The 15,659-nt window shown below is 41.0% G+C and carries 31 protein-coding genes; 2 read left to right on the plus strand and 29 right to left on the minus strand.

Annotation, left to right across the window (positions count from 1 at the left end; genetic code table 11):
• Window positions 1–61: 61 nt before the first annotated feature.
• The 15 genes from HT697_RS05175 to HT697_RS05245 form a co-directional block, all read right to left on the minus strand.
• The gene (locus HT697_RS05175) at window positions 62–397 is read right to left on the minus strand and encodes a hypothetical protein (protein WP_173218438.1); all 336 of its coding nucleotides are present in this window, start codon (window positions 395–397) and stop codon (window positions 62–64) included.
• Window positions 394–630 (minus strand): hypothetical protein, encoded by a 237-nt coding sequence (locus tag HT697_RS05180; RefSeq protein WP_112445663.1) that lies wholly within the window; start codon window positions 628–630, stop codon window positions 394–396. Before HT697_RS05180 ends, HT697_RS05175 begins: the two co-directional genes overlap by 4 nt.
• Complete coding sequence (locus HT697_RS05185; RefSeq protein ID WP_050216388.1) at window positions 623–961, minus strand: hypothetical protein; 339 nt, start codon at window positions 959–961, stop codon at window positions 623–625. Before HT697_RS05185 ends, HT697_RS05180 begins: the two co-directional genes overlap by 8 nt.
• Window positions 906–1,346 (minus strand): phage Gp19/Gp15/Gp42 family protein, encoded by a 441-nt coding sequence (locus HT697_RS05190; RefSeq protein WP_050216387.1) that lies wholly within the window; start codon window positions 1,344–1,346, stop codon window positions 906–908. The genes HT697_RS05185 and HT697_RS05190 overlap by 56 nt, the downstream gene beginning before the upstream one ends.
• Before the next feature lie 3 nt (window positions 1,347–1,349).
• Window positions 1,350–1,562 carry a HeH/LEM domain-containing protein gene (locus tag HT697_RS05195; RefSeq protein ID WP_050216386.1) on the minus strand — a complete coding sequence of 71 codons (213 nt, stop codon included), beginning with the start codon at window positions 1,560–1,562 and terminating at the stop codon, window positions 1,350–1,352.
• Window positions 1,563–1,567: 5 nt separating this feature from the next.
• A complete protein-coding gene (locus HT697_RS05200; protein WP_173218436.1) occupies window positions 1,568–2,467 on the minus strand; it encodes a phage major capsid protein in 900 nt (299 codons plus the stop codon).
• A 5-nt stretch (window positions 2,468–2,472) separates the two neighbouring features.
• Window positions 2,473–2,937, minus strand: a complete 465-nt coding sequence (locus HT697_RS05205) for a DUF4355 domain-containing protein (RefSeq protein ID WP_173218434.1) — start codon at window positions 2,935–2,937, stop codon at window positions 2,473–2,475.
• Window positions 2,938–3,019: 82 nt separating this feature from the next.
• Window positions 3,020–4,432 carry a terminase large subunit gene (locus HT697_RS05210; protein ID WP_050216383.1) on the minus strand — a complete coding sequence of 471 codons (1,413 nt, stop codon included), beginning with the start codon at window positions 4,430–4,432 and terminating at the stop codon, window positions 3,020–3,022.
• A 50-nt stretch (window positions 4,433–4,482) separates the two neighbouring features.
• Complete coding sequence (locus tag HT697_RS05215) at window positions 4,483–4,713, minus strand: hypothetical protein (protein WP_050216382.1); 231 nt, start codon at window positions 4,711–4,713, stop codon at window positions 4,483–4,485.
• Between the two features lie 49 nt (window positions 4,714–4,762).
• The gene (locus HT697_RS05220; protein ID WP_112445646.1) at window positions 4,763–4,990 is read right to left on the minus strand and encodes a hypothetical protein; all 228 of its coding nucleotides are present in this window, start codon (window positions 4,988–4,990) and stop codon (window positions 4,763–4,765) included.
• Complete coding sequence (locus HT697_RS10330) at window positions 4,977–6,212, minus strand: hypothetical protein (protein WP_240149755.1); 1,236 nt, start codon at window positions 6,210–6,212, stop codon at window positions 4,977–4,979. The genes HT697_RS05220 and HT697_RS10330 overlap by 14 nt, the downstream gene beginning before the upstream one ends.
• Complete coding sequence (locus HT697_RS05230) at window positions 6,166–7,470, minus strand: hypothetical protein (protein ID WP_173262467.1); 1,305 nt, start codon at window positions 7,468–7,470, stop codon at window positions 6,166–6,168. Before HT697_RS05230 ends, HT697_RS10330 begins: the two co-directional genes overlap by 47 nt.
• 191 nt (window positions 7,471–7,661) lie before the next feature.
• Window positions 7,662–8,006: an HNH endonuclease signature motif containing protein gene (locus HT697_RS05235; protein WP_050228905.1), complete on the minus strand. Its 345-nt coding sequence runs from the start codon at window positions 8,004–8,006 to the stop codon at window positions 7,662–7,664.
• Between the two features lie 233 nt (window positions 8,007–8,239).
• Entirely contained in the window at window positions 8,240–8,806 is a 567-nt protein-coding gene (locus HT697_RS05240) for a site-specific integrase (protein WP_138700361.1), read from the minus strand.
• A 287-nt stretch (window positions 8,807–9,093) separates the two neighbouring features.
• Window positions 9,094–9,522: an ArpU family phage packaging/lysis transcriptional regulator gene (locus HT697_RS05245; RefSeq protein ID WP_023940104.1), complete on the minus strand. Its 429-nt coding sequence runs from the start codon at window positions 9,520–9,522 to the stop codon at window positions 9,094–9,096.
• A 129-nt stretch (window positions 9,523–9,651) separates the two neighbouring features.
• Here HT697_RS05245 and HT697_RS05250 point away from each other — a divergent pair, with 129 nt between their 5' ends.
• A complete protein-coding gene (locus tag HT697_RS05250; RefSeq protein WP_001098945.1) occupies window positions 9,652–9,867 on the plus strand; it encodes an AbrB family transcriptional regulator in 216 nt (71 codons plus the stop codon).
• On the plus strand, window positions 9,851–10,204 hold the full coding sequence (locus HT697_RS05255; protein ID WP_138706349.1) for a type II toxin-antitoxin system PemK/MazF family toxin: 354 nt from the start codon (window positions 9,851–9,853) through the stop codon (window positions 10,202–10,204). The genes HT697_RS05250 and HT697_RS05255 overlap by 17 nt, the downstream gene beginning before the upstream one ends.
• 20 nt (window positions 10,205–10,224) lie before the next feature.
• On the opposite strand, the gene HT697_RS05260 is transcribed toward HT697_RS05255, so the two are convergent.
• The 14 genes from HT697_RS05260 to HT697_RS05325 form a co-directional block, all read right to left on the minus strand.
• The gene (locus HT697_RS05260; protein WP_172922637.1) at window positions 10,225–10,617 is read right to left on the minus strand and encodes a YopX family protein; all 393 of its coding nucleotides are present in this window, start codon (window positions 10,615–10,617) and stop codon (window positions 10,225–10,227) included.
• Entirely contained in the window at window positions 10,614–10,874 is a 261-nt protein-coding gene (locus HT697_RS05265; RefSeq protein WP_173218430.1) for a DUF1372 family protein, read from the minus strand. The genes HT697_RS05260 and HT697_RS05265 overlap by 4 nt, the downstream gene beginning before the upstream one ends.
• The gene (locus tag HT697_RS05270) at window positions 10,871–11,152 is read right to left on the minus strand and encodes a hypothetical protein (protein WP_173218428.1); all 282 of its coding nucleotides are present in this window, start codon (window positions 11,150–11,152) and stop codon (window positions 10,871–10,873) included. The genes HT697_RS05265 and HT697_RS05270 overlap by 4 nt, the downstream gene beginning before the upstream one ends.
• Window positions 11,152–11,661, minus strand: coding sequence for a DUF1642 domain-containing protein (locus HT697_RS05275; protein ID WP_173218427.1), 510 nt, complete (start codon window positions 11,659–11,661; stop codon window positions 11,152–11,154). Before HT697_RS05275 ends, HT697_RS05270 begins: the two co-directional genes overlap by 1 nt.
• A gap of 1 nt (window position 11,662) precedes the next feature.
• Window positions 11,663–11,980 (minus strand): hypothetical protein, encoded by a 318-nt coding sequence (locus HT697_RS05280; protein ID WP_173218425.1) that lies wholly within the window; start codon window positions 11,978–11,980, stop codon window positions 11,663–11,665.
• Complete coding sequence (locus HT697_RS05285; protein WP_173218423.1) at window positions 11,952–12,161, minus strand: hypothetical protein; 210 nt, start codon at window positions 12,159–12,161, stop codon at window positions 11,952–11,954. The genes HT697_RS05280 and HT697_RS05285 overlap by 29 nt, the downstream gene beginning before the upstream one ends.
• A 14-nt stretch (window positions 12,162–12,175) precedes the next feature.
• On the minus strand, window positions 12,176–12,571 hold the full coding sequence (ssb, locus tag HT697_RS05290; protein WP_000609557.1) for a single-stranded DNA-binding protein: 396 nt from the start codon (window positions 12,569–12,571) through the stop codon (window positions 12,176–12,178).
• Window positions 12,572–12,657: 86 nt separating this feature from the next.
• On the minus strand, window positions 12,658–12,885 hold the full coding sequence (locus tag HT697_RS05295) for a hypothetical protein (RefSeq protein ID WP_173218421.1): 228 nt from the start codon (window positions 12,883–12,885) through the stop codon (window positions 12,658–12,660).
• Window positions 12,886–12,894: 9 nt separating this feature from the next.
• Window positions 12,895–13,356, minus strand: a complete 462-nt coding sequence (locus HT697_RS05300; RefSeq protein ID WP_173218419.1) for a class I SAM-dependent methyltransferase — start codon at window positions 13,354–13,356, stop codon at window positions 12,895–12,897.
• Window positions 13,356–13,550, minus strand: coding sequence for a hypothetical protein (locus tag HT697_RS05305; RefSeq protein ID WP_173218417.1), 195 nt, complete (start codon window positions 13,548–13,550; stop codon window positions 13,356–13,358). The genes HT697_RS05300 and HT697_RS05305 overlap by 1 nt, the downstream gene beginning before the upstream one ends.
• Window positions 13,550–14,446, minus strand: a complete 897-nt coding sequence (locus HT697_RS05310; RefSeq protein WP_173218415.1) for a phage replisome organizer N-terminal domain-containing protein — start codon at window positions 14,444–14,446, stop codon at window positions 13,550–13,552. The genes HT697_RS05305 and HT697_RS05310 overlap by 1 nt, the downstream gene beginning before the upstream one ends.
• Entirely contained in the window at window positions 14,437–14,685 is a 249-nt protein-coding gene (locus tag HT697_RS05315; RefSeq protein ID WP_240147142.1) for a hypothetical protein, read from the minus strand. Before HT697_RS05315 ends, HT697_RS05310 begins: the two co-directional genes overlap by 10 nt.
• A 34-nt stretch (window positions 14,686–14,719) precedes the next feature.
• Complete coding sequence (locus tag HT697_RS05320; protein ID WP_173262470.1) at window positions 14,720–15,058, minus strand: hypothetical protein; 339 nt, start codon at window positions 15,056–15,058, stop codon at window positions 14,720–14,722.
• A gap of 12 nt (window positions 15,059–15,070) precedes the next feature.
• Window positions 15,071–15,361, minus strand: a complete 291-nt coding sequence (locus HT697_RS05325) for a hypothetical protein (protein WP_023937079.1) — start codon at window positions 15,359–15,361, stop codon at window positions 15,071–15,073.
• Between the last annotated feature and the right edge of the window lie 298 nt (window positions 15,362–15,659).

A 15,659-nucleotide genomic window follows, 5' to 3' on the forward strand; every position in this document is an offset into this window, starting at 1 on the left:
CTGCATTTGGTGTTCTTACTTCTGGTACTTCTAATTCTGGCGCCAAAACTACACCTCCTTTTTAAAAATAATTAATGTCATATACCGCTTGATAGCGATATTGCTTCGTTTCTGTGTCTGTAAAGTTGTAGTCACTATTGTGATGCACACCGCTGACTTCGTTGACCGTGATGAGATCCTCAACTACTTTCTTGACTTTCTCATTCAGCTCAGCAGCCTTTTCGAGTGATGGTGCATAACTTTGAAAAGCAAATGTGGCGGAATGAACGTAGTCGCTTCCACCACTTCCTGTCTTTTCTAAAATGACATAACTCTCAGGCATATTCGGTTTATGTTCAAAAAAAGACGGAACCTCTAACTGTCCGTCCAAAAATTTCTTTATAACTAATTCGATCATCTCATAGCCTTCAGTAAAATATTGTGTTTTTTATTTCTAGCCATGCTCTTGATGTCAGTTGTACTAATCTTCGCATTGGCACGCTTCTGACCTAGCGATACGGTCAATTCAAACCCCTCGCCAGCTCTTTCAGCAATCCCTTGCCCTTTCTCCCTCAAAATGCCCTGCATTTCGGAAGAACGTAGCAAGGCAGACACGCCAGCCGAGTTCAATTGAAATTTCATATCACTCATAAACTTCAACCATGACCTTTCTATTCCACGATAATGGAATCATTGATTCAATCCCCTCTTGAGGGATGCCAATCGTCCGCCATTTACGACCAAAAAACTTGACCTCACGGTTTTCCCACTTGTTAGTATCCCCTTTAGGAATACCAAGTGTATATTCCGCCTTCTTCCCAGTCAAGTTCATTTGATTGATGACGTCCTCTGATGAAGTTGGGGCAACCAATACATTTTGAACCTCAATCTCAACATCACGATGGATTGGATGACCGAAATCGTCATTACCAATTTCCACCTTGTCTATTAAAATGACAGGGATTCCTTTTAGGTATGTCATAAATCTCAATCGCTCCATATCGTTGTTTTTTCTTCAAACCAAGCCTTTTAAGTTCGGTATCTTTGATAAAGAGACCACCCCCAGGCACAAGGTAAGAGCCACTAAACGAATAACCTAAGGCACTTTCAGCAACCTGAGTCATCGGTTCATGGTCTGTTGAGGTCATGAGGGTTCGTGCCACGATATCAACCGTGACAGACTTGGCAACACTAGCGAATGACACGCTCTCAGCCACCATATCGTCAAGGTCTTTACCGACTTTTTCAGCTTCCACTCGCAAAGAATTAGATACAACTTCCAACAAAGCCTCAGCCCTTGCACGCTCATCAAATTTCAACGAGCGCCACAACAATTCCAAGTCTTCAATCTTTGCAAAATTTCCCATAGCTTAACCCTTGTTTTCCTCGTACAAGGCTACCAAATCGGATTTTTTTGAACCCTTATCGTAATCAATGCCTAATTCATCCAAACTAGACTTTAATTCCGCTACGGTCAAATCCGCTCCGCTTGGTGCCGTATCTTCCACAGGCACCCAATCTCCGCCAAGAACACTCTCAGCGGAGATAATCACGCCCGTTTTCGTATCACGGTATAAAGCCATAAAACTTACGCTTTCACACGAGCAAAGGCATCTTCATCAAGAATACCCCAGCCGATAAAGGCTTCCGCACGCAAACAGATTTCGTTGTAGGCTTTAAGGTCACGACCTGCACCATCTGGATCACCGTATTCAATGATTTCCATTGGAATATTTTCAGCATAACCCCACTTGAAACGGTTTTGGAAATCCCCTACAATGACGTGGTCTGTTTCAGCACTTCCACCAATGACAGTAAGGTTCTTGTTGATGTCTGATTTCATGCCGTAGAATGAATCAGGATTTTGACCAAAGCGGAACTCAGGATAAACAGGGCGTTTATCAGCGTCTTTTAATTTACCTAATGCATGACCTGCTGTTGGTGACAAGGCAATACCTGTTACCTCGCAACCACGAGCAATAACTTGCTGTACGACGTCTTCGATGTTTTCATCAATTTTTGTTTCATCGTACGTTGCAGTGCTACCAGTAATCAATCCGTCAAATGAGTTGGTTGCACGGAAAGAGGCATCTGTCATTGTTTTTGGTTCCAAACCATGAAGAGCAGCAAGGTCAAAAGCTTCCGCAATCTTCTTAGCAAAACCATCCATGTAAGCTGACAAGAAATTCATTTGTTTTTCTTCAGAGGCATACTTGAACTCATCTGTAATACGGGCTTGATAAACAAATTTAAGCGGTTTGATAACTTTTGAAGTCAATTTCGCTTTATTTCCAAGTTTTTGCTCACCCTCACCAACGATTTGCGCATTACCTTCAAGGTTAAAGATAAATTGCTCCACACCATTGAATGGAATTGGGGTTTGCGCTGACAATTTAGCCAGTACAGATTTCCCCTGCACCTTGCTAATCAATTCTGTTACTAGTTCTGGTTTAAAAAGTGTTCCAGCTTTCATTGCATTATCTGCCATAATTTCTATTCTCCTTTTGGTTGTAATTCACGAAGCATCTGCTTCATTTGCACAGTTTTGTCATCACCGATAGGGGGCTCAGTATCTCTTAGCGGTGCTTGAGGTGTTGCTGGACGCATAAAGCCAGCTAGACGCTCAGCGTCAGCCCTCAATGCCTCTTCGTCAGCACCTTGAAGACGGTCAGCCAAGTCATAAGGCAAGCCATTTTGTAAAGCGATACGAGTTCGCAAGCTAGCAGTTGCATAATTGCTCACTTGCCCCTGCAATTCAGTAATTTGAGCGTCTAATCCCGCTCTGGTTTGCTTGTCATCTTCAACAGTAGACTTCAAAGCACTGTTTTCAGACTCTAGTTCTGAAACACGTTTCTTGAGATCATCATAATCAGCGAATTTTTCACGCTCACGTCTGATACGTTCCTTCACGATGTTATCTAGCTCTTCCTGTGTTTCAATCGTTTTAAATTCAGACATCTTCATGTCTCCTTTCTCCTGCTTTCCCGGCAGTTCGGTAATTTTTTAGGCATCAAAAAAAGCAGTCTTTCAACCGCTCCTCTTAATAACTGATTTTTTGCTTTTTCTTAGGCTTAGTTGTCACACAAGCCCAATGCGCAAGCAAGGCGCTATCCATCAAAGAAATATCCATATCCGCAAAATGCGAGCGATAGCCAAACCCACCGTTTGAACCGATGTTCCGCTTCTCACAGTTGGTTGTGATTTTCTTCAAAGACGGTTGACCAGCATGGCACAAGGTCTTTTGATAAATCCCTTGTTCCCACATAGAGTTAGCCACGATGATTTCCTTGACCGTAGGCAATATCACGCTCTTCATGCGTTCCTTTTTCAACTCTTCATCAAGGATTTTCTGACCGCTTGCCCCATCGACTACGATAGTAGCCACATCGGCACGCTTCACAAAATCCAAAATCCAGTCATTCCCATTACGGACTGACTGACAGTCAATCGTCTCAACAAAAATCCGCTCATCTACCGTACGAACAGCAATACTTAATGCCACGTTTGCGCCATCTTGACCATATTTGACTCCGACAAACAACTTACCTGATAAATCAGGCATAGAGTCAACACACAACTCATTCCATTCCGTTTCCGAAATAGCAGATTTCTGGTTGTATTCAGGCCAATAACCCAAACGCTGAACATTATGGTCTAACTTATCATCACCAAGCTCGGCTTCTATCTTCCGCTCATTCAAATGGTAGCCCATTGAGGGATTGGAGTTATACCAGGCATCGACATCATCGATTTCTTTTTCCTCAGAAACCGACCATTCTGCCCAACCTGAGTATTTTCCTTTCCCAAACAGGCAAGTCTTACGGTAATTTGTGAATACCGTCCCATTTGAAACAGGTGTAGGTGGTGTCCCACACATGATTGTGATTGGATTGCTACTATCCGTTACCGTATATTTCAAGGCCGATTCCTGCTCAGTCGTATATTCCTGAGCCTCATCGATTACAAGAAGGTCAAAACCTTCCCCCAAACCACCATTGGATGTTCTGGTACGAAATTGTACAATCCCACCGCCGTCAAACAGTTCAATCCGCTCTTGTCCTTTGGCTCGTATAGAGCTAAAGTGCTCACCGTCCACATATCCCATTTTTTCAAGGTAACGTTTAACCTTTTCAAAAGAGGAATGAGAGGTGGATATTCTATGAGCCGTGTGTAGGATGTTTAGTCCATTATGCAGGCCCCAAAGTTCAAAAAGGTACAAGAGTTCAGACTTCCCATTACGACGAGGAATAGAGTAGCCAAATTTTTGATGCACCCACAAACCATTCTTGTCAACCGCCATGATAGAGGTCAACAAATTGACTTGCCAAGCGTAGCAAGAAAGACCTGTCCGCTCGTAGATTTCTACCGCTTCTTTCGCCTTAGAATTTTTCTTGACGTACTTTAAAATTACCGATTGAGTAGGATTCTGATTGCCAAGTTTCTTTCTAGCCATCCACTGCTCCTTTCAATCGTACCGCATGATAACCCTATCGCTGGGATGATTTAATTGATTACGTTTAAAATATAGTTTTTAGCAACATCTAGCATTCCCAATGCCTGCAAACTACTATCCCAGCTATAGCCAAGATTTATCTCACCATCTTTATCCAAAGAAACTACCAACACCGAAGTGTAGTCATGACTAGCCTCAAGATTTTCCTCCAAAATTTCTTTCACGGAAGCACCGCGCTCCAGACTAGACTTTTTCTCTGAAAAATCAATCGTGTTTCCCATTGTTACTCCTTTCTAAGCATAAGAAAAGCACTTAGATTTCTCTAGGTGCTTAATACCAAGCAACTTGCCCTGATTCTTTCAAACTGCCGTCTTCATTTTTTAGATTTATGATGCATTTTGACACATAATCAAAACCATATTTCGGGGGATCATTTCGCTTTATCTCACGGGTAGAAGGGTTAAATTCAAAAATCTCCCTTCTACTCACATCACCCTCAGGAAAGACCTCGTAATGGTAAAAACCGTTCACAACTTCAATCAAATTAAATTTTAACATTATTCTTCCTTTCCAAATATCGAGTCAAAGCATTACCATAATTATATGTTTCATCTGTTTTAGCATGAGCAGTATCATAATCCATATTCCCTCTGACATACATATAATCATGCTCTAATCGCTCGTGTTTCAATAATATCAAATCATGTGATTGGATATCCTTACCAGTAATCAGACGCTCCCACGACTCTGCCATATTGACTTCTGGATGAAATAAGCTTTCCCCGTCTTTTAAAAGATGGATATCATTAAAAACATGATTAAAAGCAATATCAACATCTTCCTTGGTAAAGTCTTTCATTTCCTTAAACTTTCCAATGTTCGAGTAAATTTTTCGCTTCTCTAATTCTTGATTACTATTTTTTATTTTGTCATACGTAAGATAAGCGTGCTTTTCTGCTTTAATAAAATCTTTTGGCAAAATATCATCATTCGATTCATCACGAAAATAATTTCTTGCACCAGATTGAACAGGTAAGCCTACACCTTTTAATACTTCTATTTTAGCACTTTTTTGAGATTCTGCCCAACGTTTAGTATAAACATTCTGTTTCTTCCCATTACCAGGATGATAGTCAACAGTACACCGACAATTGCCATGCCGTCTATATATATCCTTGGGAACTTCTGGATAATTGTATGAACCCTCTAAACTCTTGCACCATTTGCACGGATGACCGACAACTCTTCGAACGATTTTCGGACTCAACCCCACTTTGTGATGGAACTCCGCATTTTTTCGAATGCTATCATCCACAATGCTCTGACTAAAATTTACAATCGGATCATCAAGCAACCATTTTACATCATCGAAATTTTCCTCACTTGCTAAACGATTGACCAGACCATCAATTCTGTCTTGATTCAGTTCAGGAACCTGAGCAGCTAACCCAATTTTAGCCTCAGAGTTCAAATTCTTCTGAACTTGTTCAGTATAATCACTCACAAGCTCGTAATTCCGCCCCAGAACGTCCGTCAGCACACGTTGAGCGATATTGTAATACATTTTACCGTCTGGTAGCGTTTCGTTCGTTAGAGAGGCTCCCAGAGCCTTAGAAAGTATCTCCCCGATTTCAATAGCATATTGATTGGCATCCAAATAACTTGCCTTGCTATGGTCTAGTTTAGACAGCAAGTCTTTCAAGACCTCGCTGTCTAGCCTAGCACCTTCAAACTCAGACTTGATTTTCTTGAGCAGGCTCGGAACGATATCCTCCACCATCTGCACCCTCCTTCACTACTGGAGCAGGCTTGTCTGACCCTTTAATTCCAGTCAAGTCACGGATGGTTTCAGCATCCATATAGCCAGGCACCGCTTGGTTCAGTTTGATAACACCATCACCAATTAAGGTCAGCATGTTAGCGTCCGCCTCGAACAAAGGCTCCCACTTCACAACCGTTTTATTGAACTGTTTCCTCAAATACGGAAACTCATCACGTAAACAAGTAGCCACATAAGCCACATTCAGCAAACCAGAGCCCAGAGAGCGCTGAGCCTTCCGACCAGCTAACCGCAAGTTCTCATGACTAGCCTTAATAGCTTCAACAGATGACGGATTGTCAGATACAAAGCCAAGATCATCTAAGGTCAAGCCCATCTCCCCAGCAAAGCCAGCAGCTGCAGTCCGTAACTGCTCAGTAAAAGGAGACATGCTGGATGTGGTGAATTGTCCTACATTCGGCTTATCTCCTTCATCATCTTTGGTAAAGGTCAGCAAGCTAGACACAGTTGCTTTCCAAGTATCAATCGCCTCAGCATCTTGACTCAATCCCAACACATACTTCTGAGGGAATGAATAGAACTCAGCAGTCACATCTGACCGTTCAAGCGTTCGTTTAGCGTATCTCTGATAGTACATCCCTGCCCGAGTAATTCGTGACCGACCAAACGGACGAACCGCATCAGGTCTATGAATGACTGGCACCAGCAAAGGAACACCCGTTGGATTTCCGATTGCAAACGGCTGACCATCTTTCGGATAGAACCAAGTCACATCACTAGTGAAGTAAGCCTCAAGCACGGCATAACCATTGTCATCCCGTTTCAAAACTGCATATCCCTCAGTCAGCAAGCCAGTGATAGGATCCAAAACACCAGTTGCATTACTCGCCTCGATAACCTGCAACCTAGAAGCGTCATCATCGTCCCCTTGCGAGATGTAGACAAAACAACACGACCCAATCAAAGCTGAAAGGATCGCGCTATCAAAGAATACATCAGGATTGTTCTGTGCAAAGATTTCATTAGCCCCAAAATCATCATTAGCAAACTCACGAAAGACCAAACGTTCTGCAAGACTGTCAACACCCTTAGCAGCCCAACCTAAGACCGCTCGATATTGTTGCCTGATTTGAGGTGGTATCGTAATACCAACATCTATCTCATTATGCTGCATAGCATACTGATTGTATCTAGTATCTACACCCATTTTGTAATTGGCTAGCTTCTTCCTGAGATAGCCCATACCTTTCAATGTCATTTTATACAACTACCTTTCATTTCCCGCGAGAAAAAATGTACAGTGACGGTGTGAAGCCCTGAAGCACCGAGGGGGAGGGGGTCATCCCCCCCACCTTGGCAGGAACACTCGTCCTTTTTTCATTTTCTATCTAATTATTTTTTTAAACAAGGTCTATTTATTTTTGTAAATGATTACTGATGGTTTTAATATTAACTCTTATATTTAAACCAATCTGTACTTTGTGGCAAGTTCCTATTACCGATAACCTTTGTTCCATTTGTCTTCTCATCAGCATATAGCTTGTCAGACTTCTGTCTATTGCATTGCCAATGTGCTAACTGCAAGTTAGCAATATCAGATGGATGTCCATTCTTATTTACTGGAACGATGTGGTCAATGACTGGACTTAATGGATGAGGATATCTCAGGTCTTTGTCTACAGGCTGGCCACATATCCCACAAGTGTTTCTTGTCTTTAAGATAATCTTCTTGTTCTTCTCAAAGGCTACTCTATGTGGTCCGCTACGGTCTGCACGGAGGGGGTTGGTATTCATCTAAGGAGGGGGTCCTTTCTTTTAGGGTAGGGGGGTTGGTGTTCTCAAATATACCCCCTCGGTATCTTTCAAAACAGGGGTGTTTTTAGTGCACCCACCCCCTCTTGTATTTAACATATCTTATATTTTGTGACTTTCGAGAGAACCTGCTTTAACTCAGTCTAGGCAATGCTTCAACTACATTTCTGATTTATTGAATTTACCGTTTCTCAATATGATAAATAGACATGCTTTTAATACGTAAAAGTAAGCATACTTTCATCTATTTCATCTTGATTATAGCCTATATAGTCCAATGTTATATCTGGTGCAGAGTGATTAAGTATCTGCATTAAGATAGCTATATTACCATTCTGTTTGTAGTGATGGTACCCAAATGTTTTTCTCATTGAGTGAGTACCAATATGTTCAAGTCCAGAATGATTTGCTGCATCATTTAGAAATTGATACACAGCTACTCTTCCTATATGCTTGATTCTAAGTCCATCGCCCCTAACTTTCTTCCGGCTCGGAAAGAGGTAGTCGTAACTTTCAAGATTATTTTCTTTTATGTAGCGATTCAAGGCTTTTCTTAACTCTGGGTTAACTGCGAACCTTCTTACTTTCCCTGTCTTTTTCTCTTTTATTTCTATTCTGTCTTGGGTAACATGTTTTACTTGGAGAGGAACAATATCGCTTACTCGTAAACCTGAGTATATCCCAAATAAAAAGAGAATATAGTTTCGTTCACTTTTTGATTTTAAATAATTTTTCATTCGTTCGATATCGTCTAAATCACGAATTGGTTCTACTTTCTTCATGTACCTCTCCTTTCTACATAAAAAGCCACTAGTCGTGGCATTGAATATGACAGTAGCTGGAATTGAACCAGCTGGTCTAGCAGTAAAACGCACGCTTGGTAAAAGTTTCAAGGAGACCCAAACAACCTGCTAACCTGTCCTTACTGTCTAAGAGGTCGAAACCTCTATATTTTTAGGAGTCCTCATGACTGTTCGTTGCCAATCATTGGATAATACTATTTTAGCACCTTTTTCCGTTCCAATTCTCCCAAGATTTTCCCAGATTTTTCCCAAGATTTTCCCAGAAATCACTTGTAAACCAGAAGGTTGCTTGCTTGATAGGACTCCGCGAACTCTAAAAGAGCTTTGTTTAATATCCGATAATACTCACTGGATGAGTAGCCTAGTTCTGAATAAATACTGTAGTCTTCCCTCCTTTTCTTCCTGCAATATCGTTCGATTAGGATACGTGTGTATTCCATATCAGAAAGATTGTTGATTGCTTTAGCGATTAGTTCTAGGTCCTGCTGAGCTGATACTCTACGCAAGACCATGCTTTCTACCTGCTTACTTGTCTGACCACTTGATGATTTTGGTTCAAGCGAGTAGGATATTGTTATTTTTGGAGCGTATTCTTCTCCAGCTATCCGTCTCAGACGACTGTATTTTTTAAGGACTTTGATAGCTTCCTTTCTTGTCTTCTTTTCATCGATGATATCCAATAACTCTATTTGCACACGAACTCCTCCTCATGATATAATAGTTATGCGAAACTATAACACGAGAAGTCAGCTGTGCTGGCTTTTTTCTTGCCTTGCTCCCTTTTTAGGTGTATACTGTATGTATACTAAATAAAGGAGAAACAAATGAATACTGTTAAAACTCGTAAGGTTGGGAACTCTGTCACTGTGACCATTCCCAAAACACTCAACGTTCCAGAAGGTCAGGAAATGTTTGTCTACAAGGGTGTAGATAATGTCATTGTCCTAGCTCCAAAAATTCCAGACCCATTTAGCGGCGATGCAGACCTACGCATGGAAGATGACTTCGAGGGGGTAAAATTCCTTGACAGCGAAATATGATTACATTCCAGAAAAACAGGACATCATCTGGATTGACTTTGACCCGTCTGTTGGGCGTGAGATTCAGAAACGCCGTCCTGCTATTGTCGTCTCTCGTAGAGAATATTCGGAGCGGACTGGATTTGTGGCTGTATGCCCTATTACACACGGTCAAAACAGACTAGAAGAACAAGGTCTGCTCGTTCCTGTGCGTTCCAATAAGGTAGATGGCTCTGTCAATCCACTCCAACTCTATACTTTTGACTTTAGAGAGCGCAGGGCTCAAAAAATCACAACCATGGATACAACCAGTTTTCAGAAGGTTGTCCAACTCTACAATTTCATCTTCGAAGCCTAGTCCTTATGGATTGGGCTTTTTTATTCCTCCAAAAATTCAGGGTTTTCGTAGATGTTGCCGATGACTTCTTCATGCTCAGTCCACGCATATCCTTCTCCCAAGTCTTTTAGGTATACAGCTGGCATTCCACCTATGAATGTACCACCATATTCTTTTTCTAAATACACTTCATGTGGACATCCTCTTGTGCATTTGATAATATCTCCGACAAAGACCTCTTTGCCGTTCTTATCCTTGAGTCCTGTTGATTGCATGATAGAGTCATAATCATCAAAATGTAACCACTTTTTTCTATCTTCAATCCAAATGACAGGACAAGTCCAGTTTTCATCATCTGTGTCACAATTGCCTACCATGACTTTGTAATTCATTTCTTTTCGCAGTCTATCCCACGCTCTAAATTTTGGTATCATAACATCACCTCATCCCCAACTTTCACTTTCTCATACACGTCCTTCGTAACCACGAACACCCCGTAGTCACGTATAGTAAGCGTGTATAGCTTCCCGTGCCGTCCTTTCTCAAGGACCTTGCCAAATATCTCAGCGCCTGCGTTATCAGCCTTATAGATAACCATCGGCTTCTTTTCTTCTAAATCTCGAATCCTGTCCATCTGCCAGATGTTTAGTCCAGCAGATAATAATATCCATATTGCGATAAATCTTTTCAATCTGTGACCTCCTGCTGTGGTTTAAAAGGCAATTCTTTTCTTGCTTCACTCATAATATAAAGATTGTCTGTTGGCAATGTTGCGAAGTATGTTCTCGATACTGCCGCTTGACAAAAAATCATTTCGTCAAAAACTAGCTGACATAACTCTACCAAACACTCTTCAATATCAAATACTTCGTCATCGTCTTCACTATCCATTTGCTCTTCATAAAACTCTGCAATTTCACAAGCTTTTCTGTACAATTTACCTGCAAACTCTCTTTTCATTTCTTCCATCACTCAACCTCCTCAATCTCAACACCTTCACAATTGAAAACCCATCCGAATCCAGCTTCTTCTAGTTCTTTACAGGTGTGATGTGCTCTGTGTCCGTCTGAATTATTTTTATCTGTGACCGTCCATATATCAGCATTTTTGTGATAGCTCAAAAAGCTCAGTGCGTTTACGATACCTTTCATCTTTACCCGATACCGCTTCTCTTCCTCGACATCGTAGCCGTCAAGCCATGCACGAGCAAGTGTTTCTTGATTGCATTCGTGATAAAACCATCTTTGAAGGTCCTCACTATCTTCATCATCTATAGACTTCATTAAATCTTGTAAGTCCCAATTATATTCTTTTGCTTCTTGAATATATTTATGAACACACTGCGGAACTTTGACTTTTTCTGGTTCGTCTAGTTGTTTGATTGTATCGATGATTCTGTCTACATCAATACAATTGATAAACCTACTTTTACTTTCTTTTAAGACGTTACAATAATCAATCAATTCCTTAAGTTTCATCTTAGCTTCCTCCATAAATCAAATAAACTGCAATAACTACCTGAGCCATGCTTGGCGAATAGCTAATCCAATCATCAAACTCCTTAGATTTTGGCAACCAATCCTTGGTAGCTCCCAAATCGTATTCTTTAGGTCTTTCATCAGCGAAGATACATTCCATCACTCCCATAAACGTCATGCCATCTTCTGTCATTTCCCAGAAATAATCCGCCCGGTCTTTTACCGCTTGTGGTAAATCTTGCTTGGGAGGTTTGGGTTTCCCGTCTTCTACCGTCCAGTTGTATACTTCATTAACTTTTTGCTTTAACTCTTCCATCATCTTCCAACTCCTCTACTTTCTGTCTTAATTCTTTATTCTTTTTCTTCAACAAATCGCGCTCCAGCGCTCTAATCCGTCTCTTGCGTGCATCGCACGGTTTCGAATACTCGATTATCTTCTCTTCGTTTTGCTCGATTGTGCGTTTCAGTCCTTCAATCTCAGCCTGTTTGTCATACTTCAACCAAACACCTCCCACTAAAACGGAAAATCATCTTCTTCAAGGGCGTATCCTGGCATTTGTTCCTCAATGTTCGAACGGTTAGCAGTATCATCACGCTTTTCAAGTCGCTCAAAACCATCTGCGACCACCTCAGTCAGATAGACCCTGCGCCCCTCCTGATTCTCATAATTCCTTGTCTGGATGCGCCCTGTCACACCGACCAGATTGCCTTTCTTGCACCATTCTGCGAACAGTTCCGCCTGCTTGCGCCACATCATACAGTTGATGAAGTCCGCCTCTCGCTCGCCGTTTGCTCCCTTGAAGTTCCGATTGACCGCCAGAGTAAAGGTAGCAACCGCCACATTCGACGGCGTATATTTTAATTCAGGGTCTTTCGTTAAGCGCCCTACCAATGTAACGTTATTGATCATCTTTCTTTTCCTTTCTTGCTGCACGTTCCCCTATTAAGTAGCCGAGAAATAACCACAGAATCGCCATTCCAAATTCTTTAATAAGTTCAATCATTTTCTTCTCCTCCTGAAAAAGTCGCTAAATAGTAACAATCCTTCGCACCATAGTCAAACCGTGTCGTCCGCTGACCAATGTGCTTCTGAAACCTTGGATGAGTGATAGCCGAGAAAGCCCACTGATGATCTTCCATTTGCTCAATGAGATCATCGACATTGTCAAACCTCCCAAGGAAAAACTTGCAGTGCCCGTTATAGACGAAGTAAAGATTTAACATCAATACCTCCTAAAATTTCATAAAAGCCATCCAGTGAGTTGTCCCACGCTGTTGCCCAAAAAGTGGTTGTTGTGGGACTAATTCCAAAATTTCCTTAACATTTACTTGAGCATCAGACCACTTGAAAATAAGTGTTCCTCCTGTTTTCAAAACCCTAAAACATTCTTCAAAACCTTGTTGTAAATCTAATCTCCAAGTCAACAAGTCTAGTTGTCCATATTGCGCACGCATGAATGATTTCTGGCCAGCCCATAAAAGGTGTGGCGGATCAAATACAACAAGGTTAAATGTTTCATCATCAAATGGCATATCTCGAAAATCTGCAACAATGTCTGGCTTAACGTTGATTTTCTTTTTGTGAATCTCAAATTCCTCTTCACGTCTATCCATGTATGTTGTGTGTGGTTCCTTTTTATTAAACCAAAACATTCGAGAGCCACAACACGCATCTAGTATTCTGATATCTTTCATCACTCCACCTCAACAGGGTAAAAGTTCCCAAAGCAACCCCTCAATGCCTTACCAACCTGTACGGCTGCCCCACGAGAAACAAACCGCATGGCTTTCTTCTCCTCAGAATATGAAATGTCCAAACCAGTCACTCCGATAACTGCGGACATCAGAAAGGGCTTATCCTCTCTTGTCCCATGTCTTAAAATAAACATCAGCCACCTCTATTTTCAAGCCTTTCAAGTAATTCACGTTTCCGTTTTTCAAGCTCTTCCTTGTCCTCCTCGCTCGTGGTATTCACATAGTTAGGTTGAGACCATTCAGGAACATTTGATTTTTGATTCCCTGACTGACCCTTGATTTTACTTTCTTTGTAGGCTCGCTCACGTTCATCGACTGCTGCAATCGTCAAGACTCCGTCTTTTTTCCAATTCGTCAAAATTGCTTTAATATAACTAAAATTCCGTTTACCATTGTCAGCAGCAAAACCAATTGCTTTCAGAACAACTTTCGCTTCCATTCCATCCAAAGTGATGAACTCTTTCAAGATTTCAAATTGAGTTCCATCTAACGGAGCAATACGAGATTGATATTCTTCCACGATGAGCTCGACTGGATTTTTATTTTTATTTTTATTTTTATTTTTATCTATATCTTTCTCTATCTCTATATCTATCTCTTTATCTATATCTATATCTCCGTTACACTTTGTTTCATCGGTGTTACAATGTAACACCTGTTTGTTCTCTCGAAACTTGCGAACCCTTCTGGCAGTTGCTGTTTCACTCCCAACCATCTCAGGAACTTGCTCTAAGAAATAGTCCCTGTCATTTTTTCTAGTCAACAATCCTTTGCTTTCTAAAAAAATCAATGTAATTTTAATATCTTCGACATTTTCGTCAATGACAAGAGCGATTTCTTCAGCTAGATTGTCAGCCAATCCATCGTAGTAAATATGCCCTCCGTCTTCCAAGCTAATTAACATCATTTTGAGATAAATGATGGTATGTGTATCTCCGCCAGCAATCTTGCGAAGTAGTTTCATCTCCTTTGACTTAAAGAAGTCCTGAGCAAGCTGGATCCAGAAATACCGCTTGTTTTTTAACGCCATAATTTCACACCCCATTTCCTACGGTTAGCGCGGTACTTCATCCGCATATCCTCATAGATGTACCTGCCTTCTAGCGCCATCTTCTCAACCTTTAGCAGTTTATTCTCAGAGACCACATCACGATAGTCCTTTGCTAGTTTTCCATAGTCGGTTAGGTATTCTTTGATAAGTGAAATTTTCCTGTTCTCGTCCTCTAAATATATTTCGAAATCAGATTTTTCTTCATCAGACGACATCATTTCTTTATTCACTCTCTCATGCCAGAATAGCCATTCAATCAATTCTTCCATTTCCTGCCCTCCTCATGACAAAAGTCTTAGGTTCTGGTAAGCCTAACGGCTCTGGACGCAAGCCTACAGGCGGTTCATTGTCGTAGGTGAAGCCCTTGAACGGACGACGAATATTCTTGCGAATTTCTTGCCATTTGTCCTCTCTACCACGTTCGTATGCATGATTACGCACTTGGATAATCATAGACGCAAATTCTTGCTCTTCTCGTCTCTCTTCTTCCTCTCGTTTTTCTTGCAGTTTGATATGACGATAAGCCCCTGCAAATCCAAGCAGCAAGGCTCCAACACCCATCAACTGGTCTAAAATCGGTGGTTCAAACATTTTTCTATCTCCTTACGCTCTTAATTTTCGTACTTCTTTCTCTAATTCCAAAATTTCATAAACATCATTGACATCGTACATAATATCTTTCCCTTGCTTACGAAATCTTAACCCTTTACGTTCTAATTTCTTAATATAGGCATGAGTAAAGCCAAACTTCTTCATCAAAGCCTGTTGATTGATTGGCATACGATCATTCTCTAACTGCTCCTTGACCTGCTTTTCAGCAAAAGCCAATAATTGATTTGTGAACAATTCAGCACTTTCGCCGTCTAATCGTAATTGTAACGTTATACCTTCCATTTTCTACATCCTCTCAACTATGCGGGCAAGCATTTTTGTGATATAATGGTTTAAATTGTTTTAGTATGCGCCTGACTTCGTCAGGTGCTTTTTTGCGTTCTTGTCAAACTGTATTACTTTCCAGCGCTCTGAGTTCTATCTCATGGCTGACTTGTCTAAATAGCTTCTCACACGCTATTTTAGCTTCTCTGTACGTTGTAGATTCACTGAGTAACTATTTTTAAATTCCTTATTTGCCATCTCTTCCTCTCCTTTCTATTTTTCTCTCCTTTTTGCTATAATAAAAGCAGAAAGGAAG

This window comes from Streptococcus sp. 1621 (assembly GCF_013276615.1).
Lineage (GTDB): Bacteria > Bacillota > Bacilli > Lactobacillales > Streptococcaceae > Streptococcus.

What these genes read in the sequence shown, in the direction of transcription:
- HT697_RS05220 (WP_112445646.1), bottom strand. Translation starts at nt 4,990, where the DNA reads ATGTTAAAATTTAATTTGATTGAAGTTGTGAACGGTTTTTACCATTAC.
- HT697_RS05305 (WP_173218417.1), bottom strand. Translation starts at nt 13,550, where the DNA reads ATGTTTATTTTAAGACATGGGACAAGAGAGGATAAGCCCTTTCTGATG.
- HT697_RS05260 (WP_172922637.1), bottom strand. Translation starts at nt 10,617, where the DNA reads ATGATACCAAAATTTAGAGCGTGGGATAGACTGCGAAAAGAAATGAAT.
- HT697_RS05270 (WP_173218428.1), bottom strand. Translation starts at nt 11,152, where the DNA reads ATGGAAGAAATGAAAAGAGAGTTTGCAGGTAAATTGTACAGAAAAGCT.
- HT697_RS05205 (WP_173218434.1), bottom strand. Translation starts at nt 2,937, where the DNA reads ATGTCTGAATTTAAAACGATTGAAACACAGGAAGAGCTAGATAACATC.
- HT697_RS05185 (WP_050216388.1), bottom strand. Translation starts at nt 961, where the DNA reads ATGACATACCTAAAAGGAATCCCTGTCATTTTAATAGACAAGGTGGAA.
- ssb (WP_000609557.1), bottom strand. Translation starts at nt 12,571, where the DNA reads ATGATCAATAACGTTACATTGGTAGGGCGCTTAACGAAAGACCCTGAA.
- HT697_RS05315 (WP_240147142.1), bottom strand. Translation starts at nt 14,685, where the DNA reads ATGATGTCGTCTGATGAAGAAAAATCTGATTTCGAAATATATTTAGAG.
- HT697_RS05200 (WP_173218436.1), bottom strand. Translation starts at nt 2,467, where the DNA reads ATGGCAGATAATGCAATGAAAGCTGGAACACTTTTTAAACCAGAACTA.
- HT697_RS05230 (WP_173262467.1), bottom strand. Translation starts at nt 7,470, where the DNA reads ATGACATTGAAAGGTATGGGCTATCTCAGGAAGAAGCTAGCCAATTAC.
- HT697_RS05300 (WP_173218419.1), bottom strand. Translation starts at nt 13,356, where the DNA reads ATGAAAGATATCAGAATACTAGATGCGTGTTGTGGCTCTCGAATGTTT.
- HT697_RS05215 (WP_050216382.1), bottom strand. Translation starts at nt 4,713, where the DNA reads ATGGGAAACACGATTGATTTTTCAGAGAAAAAGTCTAGTCTGGAGCGC.
- HT697_RS05295 (WP_173218421.1), bottom strand. Translation starts at nt 12,885, where the DNA reads ATGTTAAATCTTTACTTCGTCTATAACGGGCACTGCAAGTTTTTCCTT.
- HT697_RS05275 (WP_173218427.1), bottom strand. Translation starts at nt 11,661, where the DNA reads ATGAAACTTAAGGAATTGATTGATTATTGTAACGTCTTAAAAGAAAGT.
- HT697_RS05235 (WP_050228905.1), bottom strand. Translation starts at nt 8,006, where the DNA reads ATGAATACCAACCCCCTCCGTGCAGACCGTAGCGGACCACATAGAGTA.
- HT697_RS05175 (WP_173218438.1), bottom strand. Translation starts at nt 397, where the DNA reads ATGATCGAATTAGTTATAAAGAAATTTTTGGACGGACAGTTAGAGGTT.
- HT697_RS10330 (WP_240149755.1), bottom strand. Translation starts at nt 6,212, where the DNA reads ATGGTGGAGGATATCGTTCCGAGCCTGCTCAAGAAAATCAAGTCTGAG.
- HT697_RS05250 (WP_001098945.1), top strand. Translation starts at nt 9,652, where the DNA reads ATGAATACTGTTAAAACTCGTAAGGTTGGGAACTCTGTCACTGTGACC.
- HT697_RS05210 (WP_050216383.1), bottom strand. Translation starts at nt 4,432, where the DNA reads ATGGCTAGAAAGAAACTTGGCAATCAGAATCCTACTCAATCGGTAATT.
- HT697_RS05320 (WP_173262470.1), bottom strand. Translation starts at nt 15,058, where the DNA reads ATGTTTGAACCACCGATTTTAGACCAGTTGATGGGTGTTGGAGCCTTG.
- HT697_RS05190 (WP_050216387.1), bottom strand. Translation starts at nt 1,346, where the DNA reads ATGGGAAATTTTGCAAAGATTGAAGACTTGGAATTGTTGTGGCGCTCG.
- HT697_RS05280 (WP_173218425.1), bottom strand. Translation starts at nt 11,980, where the DNA reads ATGATGGAAGAGTTAAAGCAAAAAGTTAATGAAGTATACAACTGGACG.
- HT697_RS05180 (WP_112445663.1), bottom strand. Translation starts at nt 630, where the DNA reads ATGAGTGATATGAAATTTCAATTGAACTCGGCTGGCGTGTCTGCCTTG.
- HT697_RS05240 (WP_138700361.1), bottom strand. Translation starts at nt 8,806, where the DNA reads ATGAAGAAAGTAGAACCAATTCGTGATTTAGACGATATCGAACGAATG.
- HT697_RS05325 (WP_023937079.1), bottom strand. Translation starts at nt 15,361, where the DNA reads ATGGAAGGTATAACGTTACAATTACGATTAGACGGCGAAAGTGCTGAA.
- HT697_RS05195 (WP_050216386.1), bottom strand. Translation starts at nt 1,562, where the DNA reads ATGGCTTTATACCGTGATACGAAAACGGGCGTGATTATCTCCGCTGAG.
- HT697_RS05310 (WP_173218415.1), bottom strand. Translation starts at nt 14,446, where the DNA reads ATGGCGTTAAAAAACAAGCGGTATTTCTGGATCCAGCTTGCTCAGGAC.